The organism is Gemmiger sp. (assembly GCF_057431175.1).
Genome location: NZ_DBMDDV010000027.1, coordinates 1 through 15,503 on the forward strand (window position 1 = coordinate 1; position 15,503 = coordinate 15,503).

The following is a 15,503-nucleotide window of genomic DNA, read 5'->3' on the forward strand; positions in this document are numbered from 1 at the left end:
GTAACAAAGCACTAATAAAAGATAGAATTGCTTTTTTGAAGGCTAAAATTGATGCCCTGTGCAAACAAATAAGCGAACTGAAGTAAGGCATTGCCCCTTGCAGAAATGGATGTTATTCTATCGGCCACCTTTAAAAGAAAAACAAGGAAATTGTTTGAGATGGCTTTGCAGTTTCTCTGTCTATGCGGTACTATATAAACACAAGGAGGCGTTTTCCCTATGCTGATGATGAAAATCGAAATGAACGCAGATAAGATTCTGGCGGAACAGCGCTACACCATGTCTGCTATCAACCGTACCATTGAGTCTGCATTTGCCCAGATGCAGCTGCGTAAAGTGGAAAATGCCTCCGGCGCTTTGCTTTATCGTGACAGCGGCAACGCCCGCGATTATGGGCACTTTGGCAAAGTGGTCAACACACTGAAAAAGCAGCCGTGGTTTATGGAGAATGTGTCTGTATGGCGCTTGTATGACAGCGAGGATTCCGATAATCAGAACGATTGCAGTGAGGAAGATTTGCTGCTGCATTATCACCGTAGGCAGCAAGTAGGTGGCTGATGTAGAGCGGCGCTATCTGAAAGCAATCAATTTCGATTTGGATATTGAACCCACCTTGCATGACCCAATTGAATGATACTATTTTGATACTAAAAAATCAGTAAAAACAGGACACGCCATGAATCTAGGGAAATAGTAATGAAAATAGCCACAAAATACTAAACATATATGTTTAGTAAAAGCCAAAACTTACCGAGTTTGAATGATTCCTCTACCCGCCGGGTGCCCGCCCGGCGGGAATTTTTGTTGCGCGGCTGGGGCGGATGATGTACAATAAAATAAAAGCGGAAAGAAGGCACGACCATGAAAGAAATCTCCATCACATCCTTTGACAATCTCCAGATCGGCCAGGCAGAGAACGCAGCAGCGGGGACCGGGTGCACGGTGTTCCTGCTGGGCAAAGACGGTGCCCCGGCGGGACTGGATGTTCGCGGCGGCGGGCCTGCTTCGCGGGAGAGCGAGCTGCTCAAACCGCCGGCGGCGGCGCAGGTCATCCACGCCATTGTGCTGGCGGGGGGCAGCGCGTTCGGACTGGACGCCGCGGGCGGCGTAATGCGCTATCTGGAAGAACGCAATATCGGTTATGACGTAGGTGTGACGAAAGTGCCACTTGTCTGTCAGGCAGACCTCTTCGATTTGACCGTGGCGGATGCCCGCACCCGGCCCGATGTCGCCATGGCGTACCAAGCCTGTGCCAATGCCGAGAACGGCGGCAACTATTGCGACGGCAACTACGGTGCAGGCACCGGCGCGACTGTGGGCAAGCTGCTGGGCATGGATCACTGCATGAAATCCGGCATCGGCAGTTATGCCGTGCAGGTCGGCCCGCTGAAAGTCGGTGCGGTTGTGGCCGTGAACGCGGCAGGCGACATTTATGACTACGAAAACGGCTGCAAGGTCGCAGGTTTGCGGGCAGACGATGGCAAGACTTTCCTAGACTCCGAACAGTTGATGCTGGAAAAAATCGACGTACAGGAGAATAAATTCGTCGGCAATACAACGATTGGCGTGGTATTTACCAACGCCAGATTTGACAAAACACGGCTGTGCAAGATTGCAGGCATGGCGCACGACGGTTACGCCCGCACCATCCGCCCGGTGCATACCTCGGCAGATGGGGACAGCATCTACGCAGTCTCGCTGGGGGATGTGGCAGCTGACCAGGATGCAGTGGGTGCGCTGGCGGCCCGGGTGATGGCTAAAGCAATTCTGCGCGGCGTGCAGGCGGCTGAGGGAGCCTACGGATTCCCGGCAGCGCGGGATCTATAAGATAAATTACCGACGTAAGGCGGGGCGTCTGGGACGTAGCCTCTACAACAGGGCGATGCCAACGGTGGCCAGGAGACTGGCCACCGTACATGGTAGATATACACGGAATAGAGAAAACCCGCTCTCCCGCAGCCATTGCACACCGCCCGATTTCGCGGTATAATAAATCCAACACGAGGATCGACAGGGGAGAACCATCACTTTTATGGCAAAGCTGGATGAACAAATCAAGACCATGGCGGGCTACTTCACGGCGGATTGCGAGGCTGACGGTAGACTTTCGCTTGTGCTGGAAGTGGAGCACTTCATCACCTGTTCAGATGGCCGCGCGGCGGACTTTGCTGCCGTGCAGGCAGCCATGCAGGATATGCAGCAGCAGGCCGACGCGCCAATCATCGTAGACGGCACCTACATGGGGTACAGCGGCCTGGCCGCGTCGGTCACGGTGGGGCCTGCGTGCCAGCTCTGCCTGACGCTGGCCCCGCAGCGGGACGTGCAGGACATGATGGACCTGTACAACCGCCTGTATCTGCAAATGGGGCTGGCGCTGGCGGCGCATGGCCTGCGTGCCTGGGCGCTGGGCTGCCACCCCACCACCCGCGCCGAGGCCCTGCCCCTGGTGCCGCGCACCCGGGATGAAGCCATGGACCGGTATTTCAAAAATACAGGCTCCTGTGGAACGCAGGTGATGCGCGGTACAGCGGCGACACTGCTCTCGATTGACTATTTTGATGAGATGGATTTTGTGCGCAAAATGCGTGTGGCCAGCCTGCTTACACCATTCTTTGCGCTGCTCTGCGACAATGCGCCCATCTACCAGGGCAGCCGCAATTCCATGTGCAGTGTGCGCACGCGTATCTGGCAGGATGTGGACCACGACCGCTGCGGCGTTGTGCCGCACCTGATGGACCCGGACTTCGGCTTTGCCCGCTATGCGGAGAATGTGCTGACCAAGCCGCAAATTACCGCTTGGCGCACCGGCAGGGTAAAGGCTGTGGGCAGTAAGACAGCCCCGGAGCTGTACGCCGCCCACCTCAGCCAGAGGGAAGCCGCACAAATCCTGTCCAATTTCTTTTACGATGTGCGGCTCAAATCCCGCATTGAACTCCGCGCCGCCGACAGTATGCCGCCGCGCTATATTGCGGCCTACGCCCAACTGGTCAAATCGGTGTTCGGCAGCCCGGCCGCGCTGCAAAACGTGCTGCGGCACTACGCGGGCATCACGACGTTGGATATCACCACGGCCAAGCTGGCGGTCTGCAAGGACGGCTTCAACGCGCTGGCTTACGGTAAGCCCATCAGCAGTGAGCTGACTTGGCTGCTGATGCAGGCCCGCAGCCGCACACCCTCCCAGGAGGAACGCGCCCTGCTGGATCCCTTCATGGCACTGGTCATGAAACGGAAAACCATCCGTGAAACGGAAAATTATAACGAATAATCGACGATGCTGCGGGTATACTAGCCCCTGAAAGGGGGCTGTGCCGTGCGGGAAACATCGTATCATGCGGTCATCGGGGAGATGACCGTGCGAGCACTGTGGGAGATGCAGAACGTCATGGACTGCATCCCCGACGAACTGTGGGATCACTGTTACGGCGGCGCACCGCTGTGGCAGCATTTGTACCACACGCTGCACCACCTGGATCAGTGGTTCATCAACCCGCGTGACAACGATTTTGTAGAACCGCCGGTCCACACGCCGCACTTGCAGGAGTTGGACATCTACCCGGCCACGCACTTGTCGCGCCGGGACATGGACGGCTATTTTTACACGATAAAGGCAAAACTGTCGATTTATCTGACTTCGCTGCATGACGAAGATTTATTGCAGCGGCCCGAGAACTGCGAGTGGACACGGTTTACGTTGATTTTATCGCAGTATCGTCACTTATATATGCACATGGGAATGCTGATGGGCTTTGTCGAGGCCGAGACCGGCCTCTGCCCGCGCATTTTGAAGGTGGGTGAGGAACTCCCGACGCCGCCCTACGACCCATACGAATGAGAGGTTTTTATGAAGTGTTTCTCTGCCGCTGCGACGGTGGTGCTGGCGGCTATGCTGTGCGGCTGCCAGCAAAAAGCAGATATGACCCCGGTGTGGCAGACTGACCTGCCCACCACCGGCGTACATATGGAACTGAGCAACACCGATGACATCAGCTTTGACCCTGCCTACTACGCGCAGACGCGGGAGGATGCCTTTTACAACAACCTGCACGAGATATCCGCTGTCATGGCGGAGGGCGCACCGGTCGTCACCTTCTACGGCGTGACGGCGGACGAGGTGAAGCTGATTTATCTTGAAAACATCGGCGACTACCTCTATGTGGACTACGACCGCGTGGCACCGCAGGAAAAGCTGGATTACGTGCGCATCGACGGCGACGGCTATGTCTCCTACAAGCTGGACACCGCGTACAATTTTGAGTTTACGGTCACGACGGATAAGGGTGAGGATCAATATCTGGTCGTGAGCCGGAGAAACGATATTCAATAAAAAATGCCTGCCGCAGGGGAAGTGAACGATGTCACTTGCGGCAGGTATTTTATACATTAAGATTTTGGCATATCCAGCGTCGTGGTGGGGAAAGCAAACTCGCAGTCGTCTGCGCGGACTTTATCAAGAATCAGCAGGTTCAGGCGGTTCTTGACCTGCAAATAATCGCGCAGAGAAGTTTTAGTTATGTACACGCGGCACAGCAGGTCGATACTGTAATCATTGAATTTATCAAGCGTGACACTTACGCCGTTTTCCTTCACATCAGGCTGGGCAAGCAGCAGACCTGTCAAGTCTGTTGTCAGACGTTCCAGCTTTTCGCGGGGGGTATCATAGGTAAGGCCGATGGTAAAACTCCACAGGCGGCTTGTGCGGCAATCACAGTTTTGAATATACTCGGCGGCAACCTTCGAGTTTTCTATCGTAATAACAACATTATCCGGGGTACGTATCCGTGTGGAGCGGAAGGAGATATCCTCGACGGTTCCTTCATAGTCTCCGAAAACCACATAATCCCCAATACCAAAAGGATGCTCCAGCACAAGCGTGATGCCGGCAATCAGGTTGGACAGTGTGGACTGCGCAGCCAGTGAAACAGCGAGGCCGGCAACCCCGGCACCGGTCAGCAGACCGCTGACCGGCACACCCAGGCGGTCCAGCGCCGCAATGCCGGTGAACACCACGACCAGCGCGTGAAAGATATTCTCAAAAAAGTGGCCCATTGTTTGGTGGGTCTGCAAGTCAAGACGATTCTCCGCACTGTGCAGCAGCAAACGGGAAACCGGCGCAGCGCGCCAGCTGCCAAGCCCAAGAAAAAAGATGACCAACAGATCGGAGCCGACATCCAATACATTCTGGAATTTGGCATCTGTGACAAATACAAATGGCAGCATGGAAATAGCCAGCAAGAAAAGAAAAACACGCAGTATCATAGCAAGCGGAAAAACGTAACTTTCCAGCAAAATGTGCAGCCACGATGCCATGTGGGACTTGGTACGCCTTAGAAAGCCATCGGCAATGCGGCAGAAGAGCATCGGCAGCACAACGGCCAGAAGCGCCAGCACCAGAGAAGGAACCAGCGTGCCCAAATCAAACGAAAAATCAAACATAGGATACCTCGCGCATAAGTTTCTGCGCTGATTATACCACACCCTCTTGCATTTTGCAAAAACTGTGCTATACTATTGCACAGAAAGTCTGTTTCAGGGCGGGGTGTGATTCCCCACCGGCGGTAAACGGCGCAAGCCGTAAGCCCGCGACCGGCTGTTTTGGCAGCCGCTGACCCGGTGCGATTCCGGGGCCGACGGTATAGTCCGGATGAAAGAAACGGAAAGCTGACTGCTTTGCTTTTCTGCGCCCTGCTGTATATTTGTACGGCAGGGCGTTTTCTTTTGCAAAGGGCAGGGCAGAGCCTCCCGGGTTCGTGAGCTGACTTTCACACTATTTTCGGGAGGTAAATCTCATGCAAAACTCTACAACCAATGTCCGCAAACTTACCGGTACCGCCATGCTGGGTGCTGTCGCCGCCGTATTGATGTACCTGGAATTTCCCATTCCCATCATGCCGTCCTTCGTCAAGCTGGATGTATCCGAACTGCCCGCCCTGTTGGCGGCCTATGCCTACGGCCCGCTGTCCGGCATCGCGGTCTGCCTGATCAAGAACCTGATCAAGCTGCCCAGCACCAGCACGGCCGCTGTCGGTGAGCTGTTCAACTTCGTCATGGGTGCGCTGTTCGTCGGCGTGGCGGGCTTTGTCTACAAGCGCAGCAAGACCCGCCGAAGTGCCCTCATCGGCGCAGGGATGGGCGCACTGGCTATGGCCGTCGTCAGCGTACCGTACAACTATTTCATCGTTTACCCGGCCTATGTGGTTATGTACCACCTGCCGCTGGAGGCCATCATCGGGATGTACCAGGCTATCAATCCCAGCGTGGATGGCCTGCTGGCCTGCCTGCTGACCTTCAATCTGCCGTTCACCCTTTTTAAGGGCCTGCTGGATGCGGTGCTCTGCTTCCTTATTTATAAGCCCCTGTCGCCGATTTTGCATGGCAGAAAGTAAAAACCACACACGCCACGCAATCTGCCCCACTTTTGTGCAAACCTGCCGAACTGCACAACCAATTATCGTTGACTTTGCCTAAAGTCTATGGTACACTAACTACACAACAACAGAATAGCAACTTATCAAGAGCGGCTGAGGGAACAGGCCCGATGAAGCCCGACAACCTGCGTGCAAACGCAAGGTGCCAAGTCCTGCGGGAAACCGAAAGATAAGCGTTTACGCGCACAGTCTTTCCGGCTGTGCGCTTTTTTGTTTCCAGGGTTGCGTTTCTGCCGAATATTTTATAGGAGGCTTTTTCCCATGTCCAAAGTTCTTTTCACGTCCGAATCTGTCACCGAGGGGCATCCCGACAAAATCTGCGACCAGATTTCCGATGCCATCCTCGATGCCATCCTGGCCCAGGATCCCGGTGCGCGTGTAGCGTGCGAGACGACCTGCTCCACCGGCCTTGTCCACATCATGGGCGAGATCACCACGAGCTGCTACGTTGACATCCCCGGCACCGCCCGCGAGGTCATCCGCTCCATCGGCTACGACCGTGCCAAGTACGGCTTCGACTGCGATACCTGCGGCGTTATCACCAACATCGACGGCCAGAGCCCGGACATTGCCCTTGGCACCAACGATGAGGTTGCCGGTGCGGGCGACCAGGGCATGATGTTCGGCTACGCCTGCAACGAGACGCCCGAACTGATGCCGCTGCCCATCAGCCTGGCCCACAAGCTGGCCAAGCGCCTGACAGAGGTCCGCAAGAACGGCACCCTGGATTATCTGCGCCCGGACGGCAAGAGCCAGGTCACGGTCGAGTATAACGACGGCAAGCCGGTCCGCATCGACGCCGTGGTCATTTCCAGTCAGCACAGCCCCGACGTCAGCCAGGAGCAGCTGCATGAGGACATCCGCCGCGAGGTCATCGAGAAGGTCATCCCCGCCGAGCTGCTGGACGAGAACACCAAGTATTACATCAACCCCACCGGCCGCTTTGTTGTGGGCGGCCCGCAGGGCGACTCCGGCCTGACCGGCCGCAAGATTATCGTTGACACCTACGGCGGCTATGCTCGCCACGGCGGCGGTGCTTTCAGCGGCAAGGATCCCAGCAAGGTCGACCGTTCCGCCGCTTACGCTGCCCGCTGGGTCGCCAAGAATGTGGTTGCCGCAGGTCTGGCTACCAAGTGTGAGGTCGAGCTGGCCTATGCCATCGGCGTTGCCAAGCCGGTTTCCATCATGGTCGATACCTTCGGCACCGGCACGGTGGCTGATGAGAAGATTGAGCAGGCTGTCGAGAAGGTCTTTGACCTGACCCCCGCTGCCATCATCCGCGACCTTGACCTGCGCAAGCCCATCTACCGGCAGCTGGCTGCCTACGGTCACATGGGCCGTGAGGACTTGGGCGTGAAGTGGGAGAGCACCGACCGCGCCGACGCCTTGAAGGCTGCTGTCGCTGAATAAAAAATATTTTTGTCCCTGCGCCATAACGGTGCAGGGACATTTTTTGTGTTTTGGGGATTTGCCAAACGCCCCCATATGGGGTATAATATCTTTATCTGTGAAAGTGCGGCGATTTTGGCGGAAAGGGGGCAGACCATGGCTGAAAAACAGAACCAGCAGCTGATGAAGCTGGAAGGCGTCGTCGAGCACGTCATCTATGAAAACGCCGAGTCCGGCTATGCCGTGTTCGAGGTCGATGCAGGCGGCACCGACGTCGTTGTTGCGGGCAACGTGGGCGGCGTGGATAACGGTATGTCCGTGACCGTCTACGGCCATATGGTCAATCACCCCAGCTATGGCGAACAGTTCAAGGCCGAGACTATCGAGGCCAGCCTGCCAGAGGATACCAGCGCCATTTTAAGCTACTTGTCCAGCGGCGTGCTGCCCTACATCGGGCCTTCCACCGCCAAAAAGCTGGTGGCAAAATTCGGCGAAGATACGCTCAACGTTATCGCCCAGACCCCGCAAAAACTCTGTGAGCTCAAGGGCATCAATGAGCAGAAAGCCGCCATCATCTCCAACGAGTTCCGCCGGATGTACGGCGTGCGGGAGGTCGTGGCCTGGTTTGCCCGCTATGGCCTGACAGCCCAGCAGGCCGTGACCGCCTACCGCGCTTTTGGCCCGCACACCGTCGAGGCATTGACCCAGAACCCCTATCTGCTCTGTGGAGAGCCGCTGCAATTAAAATTCGGCCAGGTGGACGGCATTGCCGCCGCGCTGCAATTTGAAACCGGCTGCCGCCTGCGTGTCGCGGCGGGACTGCTCTACGCGCTGCGCCACAATGCGGGCAACGGCCACACCTGTCTGCCAAGGGATAAACTGCTCGATTCCACGTCAAAGTTTCTGCGCGTGCCGCCCGACGAAATCGAAGCGGGCCTGGATGAACTGCTCAGTGCCGAGGAACTGCGCACCCGCACGTTTGACGGGGTGGAGTACATCTACCTGCCCGACCTGCTCAGTGCCGAGGAAGATATCGCCGCGCGGCTGGGGCAGCTGTCCACCTTCCCGACCGAGGTGCCCAAGACGCTGGACGCCGATATCCGCGTGCTGGAAATGGCCCAAGGCTTTGAGTACGCGCCGTTGCAAAAGCAGGCCATCAAGCTGGCACTGTCCAGCCGCGTGATGGTGCTGACCGGCGGCCCCGGCACCGGCAAGACGACGACGGTCAACGCGATTTTGAGCCTGTACGAGGCCCTGTATGACCGCGTGGCACTCTGCGCCCCCACAGGCCGCGCAGCCAAGCGGTTGAGCGAACTGACCGGGCACGCAGCTTCGACCATCCACCGCCTGCTGGAAGTGGATTACAGCAGCGGCAATGTGCGTTTTATCCATAACGAAAAAAACCTTTTAAAATATGATGTCATCATCCTGGATGAGATGAGCATGGTGGACGTCAAGCTATTCCAGGCGCTGCTGGCGGCGGCGCGGTATCACTGCCGTATTATTATGGTAGGAGACGCCGACCAGCTCCCCAGCGTCGGCCCGGGCAACATTCTGGGCGAGATTTTGCGCGTGGGCGTTGTGCCTACGGTGCGCTTGACGGATATCTTCCGCCAGGCGCAGCAAAGCCTCATTGTCCAGAACGCTCACCGCATTGTCGAGGGCCGGATGCCCCAGAAGGGTGGGGCCAAAGATGACTTCTTCTTGATCGAATCCACCGGCCTTGCCTGCCAAAAGCTCGTCTGCGACCTGGTCAGTAAGCGCCTGCCCAAGGCCTACGGTTTTGACCCGGTCAAGGACATTCAGGTGCTTTGCCCGACCAAAGTCGGCCCTACCGGCAGCGTGGAGCTGAACAAGAAATTGCAGGAAATTTTGAACCCGCCTGCCAAGGGCCGCGCCCAGATCGGCACCGCCGAAAGTGCAAAAATTCTGCGTCTGGGCGACAAAGTTATGCAGGTGAAAAACGACTACGACATCACCTTTGAGCGCGACGGTGCCGAGGCTGGCGTCGGCGCGTACAATGGCGACCTAGGCATCATCACCGCTGTGGATGTGGATGCCCGCGCCGTGACCGTGATGATGGACGACCGCAAGTACACCTACACCGCCGACCAGCTCAATGAACTGGAACCTGCCTACGCTGTGACCGTACACAAAAGCCAAGGCTCGGAGTTCCCGGCCGTGGTGCTGCCGGTGGCCGATGTGCCCGCCAGGCTGTGCTACCGCAACCTTTTGTATACCGGCGTGACCCGTGCACGCAAGCTCTGTGTGCTGACCGGCACGGCCCGCACCGAGCAGGCTATGGTGGAGAATGTGCGCCAGAATATGCGGTACAGCGGATTGCGCTATTTGCTGAAGGATGCCGCCACGCCGACGGAGGAAAAAGCCCATGAAACAATATGACATCGGAATCGACTTGGGGACGACCTCCATCATTATTGCAACGGAGGAGCAGGGCGTTGTGTTCCGCCAGCCGACCATCGGCGCGGTGGATACCCGCACCAACTCCATCATTGCAGTGGGGGACGAAGCCCTGAAAATGGTGGGCCGCGCGCCCGCCCATATCGACCTGGTACGCCCTTTGCGGGATGGCATCATCCAGGATCACCGCATGACGAACGAATTGATCGTGCGGTTCGTCAATGAGGTCTGCCGCTCCCGCATCTTCAAACCGCGCATTGCGGTCTGCGTGCCGGCGGCCATCACCGGCATTGAGGCGGACGCCGTTGTGGAGTCCGTCATGGCGGCGGGAGCCAAGCAGGTGTTTTTGGTGGATGAGCCTGTAGCCGCCGCACTGGGGGCCGGGCTGCAGATTCGCCAGCCCCACGGCTGCATGGTCGTGGATATTGGCGGTGGCTCCACCGATATTGCCGTCATCAGCATGGGCGGCCGGGTCAAGGCCGCCAGCCTGCCTGTGGCGGGCAACGCCTTTGATAACTGCATCGCCCAGTATATCCAGGAAAAGTATCAAATTGCCATTGGGCCGCTGACTGCCGAACAGCTGAAAAAGCAGGTAGCCTGCTGCACCCGCAGCGAGTTTGAGGGTGTTATGGAGGTGCGCGGCCATTCGTGGGAGACGAACCTGCCCGCGCGGCGGCTCATCTACACCCGCGATCTTTACGAGCCTGTGCAGGAGTTGGCCGCCCGCATTGCCACGGCAGCCCGCAATGTGCTGGAAAGCACCCCGCCCGAACTGGCAGCCGATGTATCCAGTACCGGCGTGCTGCTGACCGGCGGCGGCTCGCTGCTGCGCGGGCTGGCAAGTTATATTGCGGGTGAGCTGCACACCGATGTAGCCATTGCGCCCGACCCATTGAACTGCGTTGCCCGCGGCACGGCCATCAGTTTGAGCGAAGGAAAATATCTGACCGCAGGTTTCCGCGATGCCACGCCCAAAAGCTGGAACCGCCGCCTGAACCACACCCACGACCCTTTCACCGCGGAGTGAGGTGTGGTATAATAAAAAATATCCTCTGTGGAGACAACGCCGCCGTGTAGGGGCCGGGCATACCCGGCTCTCGGCCTTTCCATAAGCAGTCGTTTTCCCTCCACGGCAGGGCCGGGCATACCCGGCTTCTACAAAGTAAGGGGGCGAACACCCCACGAAAGGATTTCCCATGCCTGACATCACCGCTGAATATCTCGCCCTGCGCGATCAATATATCGAGGCCCGCTTTGCCCGGCTCAACCCGGTACAGCGGCAGGCTGTCTTTGCCACCGAAGGTCCGCTGCTGATTCTGGCGGGCGCAGGCTCCGGCAAAACCACCGTGCTGGTCAACCGCATTGCCAACATCATCCGTTTTGGCTCGGCCCACGGCAGCCGTGAGCTGCCCCGCACTGTGACCGAAGCTGACCTCAACGACCTGCGCACTGCCGTCGCCAATGGCCGTGATCTGCCCCGGGAGACCGCCTATCTGGCCGTGCGCCCGGCACGCCCCTGGAACGTGCTTGCCATCACCTTTACGAACAAGGCGGCGGGGGAGCTGAAAGAGCGCCTGCGCGCCATGCTGGGGGACACCCTGGGCGGCGACGTCAATGCGTCGACCTTTCACTCTGCTTGTGTGCGGATGCTGCGCCGTGACGCCGAGCGCATCGGCTTTCCCAAAAGCTTTACCATCTACGACTCGGACGACCAGCAGCGCGTCATCAAGCAGATTTATAAAGATTTGATGATTGACGACAAATTCCTGCCGGTCAAGTCGGCCATCGGGCAGATTTCTTCCTATAAGGATAAGCTCATGTCCGCTGAGGAAGTGGCTGCCGAGATCCCTGCCAATACCAAGGCGCAGCTGATCTCCAAAATCTATACCACCTACGCAAACCGTCTGAAAACCGCAGGTGCAATGGACTTTGACGACCTGATCTTCCACACGGTCAAGCTGCTGAAAAATGACGCAGAAGCGCGGGAATATTACCAGAACCGCTTCCGCTATGTCGTCGTGGACGAGTATCAGGACACGAGTGTGGCGCAGTTCCATCTGGTGCGTCTGCTGGCGGGCGGCACGAACAATGTCTGCGTCGTCGGCGACGATGACCAGTCTATCTACAAATTCCGCGGTGCAACGATTGAAAATATTCTAAACTTCGAGAAGGTCTTTGCCGGTGCCAAGACAATTCGACTGGAGCAAAACTATCGCTCCACCGCTAATATTCTGAATGCTGCCAACAGCGTCATTAAGAACAACATGGGCCGCAAGGGCAAGACCCTGTGGACCGAGAGCGGCGACGGCGAGAAAATCCACCACTATACCGCCATCAATGAGCAGGACGAGGCCAGCCATATCGCGGATATCATCGGCGAGCATCTGCGCGAGGGTGCTTCCCTGAAAGACCACGCCGTGCTCTACCGCATGAACGCCCAGTCCAACCCCATCGAGACTTACTTCGCCCGCGCGGGCATCCCGTACCGCATCGTCGGCGGCCAGCGCTTCTTTGACCGCAAGGAAGTCAAGGACATCAACAGCTATCTGGCCGTCATCGTCAACCCCCGCGACGATGTGCGCCTGCGCCGCATCATCAACGAACCGGCACGTAAAATTGGCGCAACAACGATTGAAAAGATCGGTGAGCTGGCTGCCGGTAAGGGTGTGCCGATGATGGAGGTCATCGCCCATGTGCGCGAGTATCCCGAATTGCAGCGGGCCACCGCCGCACTGGAACGCTTTTACGAGATGTACCGTGAGCTGTGCGACCTCTCGGTTAGTGAGCCGCTGGATGTGTTTGTTGGCGACGTCATTGCCAAGACCGGCTACGAGGCCATGCTGAAAGCTATGAAGGAGGAGGGCGAGACCCGGCGCGAGAACCTGGGTCAGCTCGTCAGCTCCATCAAGACCTACGCCGATCAGAACGGCGAGGACGCGACACTCTCCGGCTTCTTGGAGGAAGTCGCGCTGATCTCCGACTTGGACAGCTATGACGACGACGCGGACAGCGTCACAATGATGACGATACACTCGGCCAAGGGCCTGGAGTTCCCCTACGTTTTTGTCGTAGGTATGGAGGACGGCATCTTCCCCGGTGATATGGCCAAGTATAATGAGGAGGACATGGAGGAGGAGCGCCGCCTTTGCTATGTCGCCATCACCCGCGCAAAAAAGGAACTGTACCTGTCTACTTCCCGCACGCGGATGATCTTCGGCCAGACGCGGCGCAACCCGCCGTCCACCTTCCTGAGCGAGATCGACCCGGACTTGCTGGACGAGAGCCAAAGCCCCGAGCTTGCCGGCTATGGCGGCGGCTTCGGTGCAGGGTACGGCACATACAGCACCAATGTCCCGGGCGGGCGCAGCGGTTACTCCGGTGCGTCGCGCGGGTATCTCAACAGCGAGTATAACGCCCACCCCGGTGGCTTCGGCGGCGGATACAGCAGCGGCTTTGTCAGTGGCGGGCACGAAAGCCCCAACTCCTACGGCGGCCGCCATCAAGTACAGTCCACCGGGTTCGGCTCCGGCTATGGCCGCAGCCGCGCGGGCGGCAATACCGCCCCGGCCGGTGCAGGTACATCCACACTGGCGGGTGCGCCCGGTGCCGCCCCTAAAAAGCCGGAAGTGAAAAAAACCGTCAGTTATGCGCCCGGCGATATCGTGGACCACCGCGTCTTTGGCCGCGGCAAGGTGCTGAAAGCCACACCCATTGCGGGGGACTGCATCGTTGAGATTCAGTTCGACCGCGTCGGCGTCAAAAAGACGATGGCCAACTATGCACCGCTGAAAAAAGTGGAGGAATGATATGTTAGTCCAGCTCATTGCCCATACGAACGACCCGGAAAAAACCATCGCCGCGGCGGCGAAGCTCTGCTACTCTGACGCTCACATTGAAACGCTGTTGGACGGTCTGACGCCCGAAAAGACCGAGGCATTTTTGCAGCGTCTCAACGATGTAGGCCACGCCAGCCCCATTGAACACGCCAGCTTCACCTTCGGTATTGAGGGTGTTTCCCGCACGTTTCTTGCGCAGGTCACGCGGCACCGCATCGGCAGTTTCAGCGTGCAGAGCCAGCGCTATGTGCGGCTGGAAGATTTTCGCTACGTCATCCCGCCGGAGATCGAGGCCATCCCCGAGGCAAGGGCACAGTTTATCGCCTCGATGAACGACGACGCTAAAAAATACCTGGAACTGGTCCAGACGCTGGAAAACGCCCATACCGCCCGCCTGATGGCTGAGGGTCTGAACGAGAAAGCCGCCCGTGCCAAGGCAAGCAAGCAGGCCAACGAGGACGCCCGCTTTGTGTTGCCCAACGCCTGCGAGACGAAAATGGTCATGACAATGAACTGCCGCAGTCTGCAGAACTTCTTCAACCTGCGTTGTTGCAACCGCGCCCAGTGGGAAATTCGCGCCGTCGCCGATGAGATGCTGCGGCTGGTCATGCCCATTGCGCCCCACATTTTTGCAAGTGCAGGCCCGCGCTGCCTGGTCGGCCCCTGCCCGGAGGGCCGTATGTGCTGCGGCCAGCAGGCCGAGGTGCGCGCCAAATACGCCAAACTCAAAGAGGAGGCAGTGTAAATGGGACAGCTTATCATTTTTGAGGGGCTGGATGGCTCCGGCAAGGGTACCCAGACAAAACTGACGGCCCAGCGCTTACAGGAGCAGGGAAAAGACCTGCGGCAGGTCACCTTCCCCAACTACGAGAGCGATTCCTCAGCACTGGTCAAGATGTACCTGTCCGGCGCGTTCGGCGACAAGCCCGACGACGTCAATGCCTACGCGGCGTCCAGCTTCTACGCCGTCGACCGCTATGCCAGCTACAAGACCGATTGGGGCGAGTTCTACCGCGAGGGCGGCCTGGTGCTGTCCGACCGGTATACGACTTCCAACGCCGTGCATCAGTGCTCCAAGCTGCCGCCGATGCACTGGGACGGATTCTTGAACTGGCTGTTCGACTTTGAATATAAAAAGTTCGGCATCCCCGCGCCCGACGCTGTGATTTACCTTGCCGTCGACCCGGATGTCTCCCAGAAGCTCATCACCGAGCGCTACCACGGCGACGAGACGAAGAAAGATATCCAGGAGAAGGACACCGAGTACATGGCCCGCAGCCGCGCCGCCGCCGAGTACTGCGCCCGCACGCTGGGCTGGCACCGCATTGAATGCACCGTCGAGGCAAACGGCGCAAAATCCATGCGCTCTGTCGAGGATATCAACGCCGAGATACTTGCGAAATTGAACAGTATCCTGTAAAATAGTGTAGAT

At 57.9% G+C, this 15,503-nt stretch carries 13 protein-coding genes and 2 riboswitches; of the genes, 12 read left to right on the top strand and 1 reads right to left on the bottom strand.

Annotation, left to right across the window (positions count from 1 at the left end; translation table 11 throughout):
- The first annotated feature begins 219 nt into the window (after positions 1 to 219).
- From ACZO0A_RS09810 to ACZO0A_RS09830, 5 genes are all read left to right on the top strand, one after another.
- Positions 220 to 558 (top strand): hypothetical protein, encoded by a 339-nt coding sequence (locus ACZO0A_RS09810; RefSeq protein WP_302376819.1) that lies wholly within the window; start codon positions 220 to 222, stop codon positions 556 to 558.
- A 303-nt stretch (positions 559 to 861) separates the two neighbouring features.
- Positions 862 to 1,827 carry a P1 family peptidase gene (locus ACZO0A_RS09815; RefSeq protein WP_302376820.1) on the top strand — a complete coding sequence of 322 codons (966 nt, stop codon included), beginning with the start codon at positions 862 to 864 and terminating at the stop codon, positions 1,825 to 1,827.
- Between the two features lie 205 nt (positions 1,828 to 2,032).
- Entirely contained in the window at positions 2,033 to 3,265 is a 1,233-nt protein-coding gene (locus ACZO0A_RS09820; RefSeq protein WP_291231847.1) for a glutamate-cysteine ligase family protein, read from the top strand.
- 45 nt (positions 3,266 to 3,310) lie between these two features.
- Complete coding sequence (locus tag ACZO0A_RS09825) at positions 3,311 to 3,832, top strand: hypothetical protein (protein ID WP_291231848.1); 522 nt, start codon at positions 3,311 to 3,313, stop codon at positions 3,830 to 3,832.
- 9 nt (positions 3,833 to 3,841) lie between these two features.
- On the top strand, positions 3,842 to 4,324 hold the full coding sequence (locus ACZO0A_RS09830) for a hypothetical protein (protein WP_302376821.1): 483 nt from the start codon (positions 3,842 to 3,844) through the stop codon (positions 4,322 to 4,324).
- A 56-nt stretch (positions 4,325 to 4,380) separates the two neighbouring features.
- Here ACZO0A_RS09830 and ACZO0A_RS09835 read toward each other — a convergent pair whose 3' ends face one another.
- A complete protein-coding gene (locus ACZO0A_RS09835; RefSeq protein WP_302376822.1) occupies positions 4,381 to 5,433 on the bottom strand; it encodes a mechanosensitive ion channel family protein in 1,053 nt (350 codons plus the stop codon).
- A gap of 85 nt (positions 5,434 to 5,518) precedes the next feature.
- Positions 5,519 to 5,657: riboswitch (FMN riboswitch) on the top strand.
- Positions 5,658 to 5,786: 129 nt separating this feature from the next.
- Between ACZO0A_RS09835 and ACZO0A_RS09840 the strand changes: the two genes are divergently transcribed.
- From ACZO0A_RS09840 to ACZO0A_RS09870, 7 genes are all read left to right on the top strand, one after another.
- Positions 5,787 to 6,383 (top strand): ECF transporter S component, encoded by a 597-nt coding sequence (locus tag ACZO0A_RS09840; protein ID WP_302376823.1) that lies wholly within the window; start codon positions 5,787 to 5,789, stop codon positions 6,381 to 6,383.
- Between the two features lie 119 nt (positions 6,384 to 6,502).
- Positions 6,503 to 6,601: riboswitch (SAM riboswitch) on the top strand.
- 85 nt (positions 6,602 to 6,686) lie between these two features.
- Positions 6,687 to 7,835: a methionine adenosyltransferase gene (metK, locus tag ACZO0A_RS09845; RefSeq protein ID WP_215694442.1), complete on the top strand. Its 1,149-nt coding sequence runs from the start codon at positions 6,687 to 6,689 to the stop codon at positions 7,833 to 7,835.
- Positions 7,836 to 7,970: 135 nt separating this feature from the next.
- Complete coding sequence (recD2, locus tag ACZO0A_RS09850; protein WP_302376824.1) at positions 7,971 to 10,217, top strand: SF1B family DNA helicase RecD2; 2,247 nt, start codon at positions 7,971 to 7,973, stop codon at positions 10,215 to 10,217.
- On the top strand, positions 10,204 to 11,262 hold the full coding sequence (locus tag ACZO0A_RS09855) for a rod shape-determining protein (protein ID WP_215694446.1): 1,059 nt from the start codon (positions 10,204 to 10,206) through the stop codon (positions 11,260 to 11,262). Before recD2 ends, ACZO0A_RS09855 begins: the two co-directional genes overlap by 14 nt.
- A 169-nt stretch (positions 11,263 to 11,431) precedes the next feature.
- Positions 11,432 to 14,041: an ATP-dependent helicase gene (locus tag ACZO0A_RS09860; protein ID WP_302376825.1), complete on the top strand. Its 2,610-nt coding sequence runs from the start codon at positions 11,432 to 11,434 to the stop codon at positions 14,039 to 14,041.
- Between the two features lies 1 nt (position 14,042).
- Positions 14,043 to 14,816, top strand: a complete 774-nt coding sequence (thyX, locus tag ACZO0A_RS09865; protein ID WP_215694450.1) for an FAD-dependent thymidylate synthase — start codon at positions 14,043 to 14,045, stop codon at positions 14,814 to 14,816.
- Positions 14,817 to 15,491, top strand: coding sequence for a dTMP kinase (locus ACZO0A_RS09870; protein ID WP_215694453.1), 675 nt, complete (start codon positions 14,817 to 14,819; stop codon positions 15,489 to 15,491).
- Positions 15,492 to 15,503 lie beyond the last annotated feature (12 nt).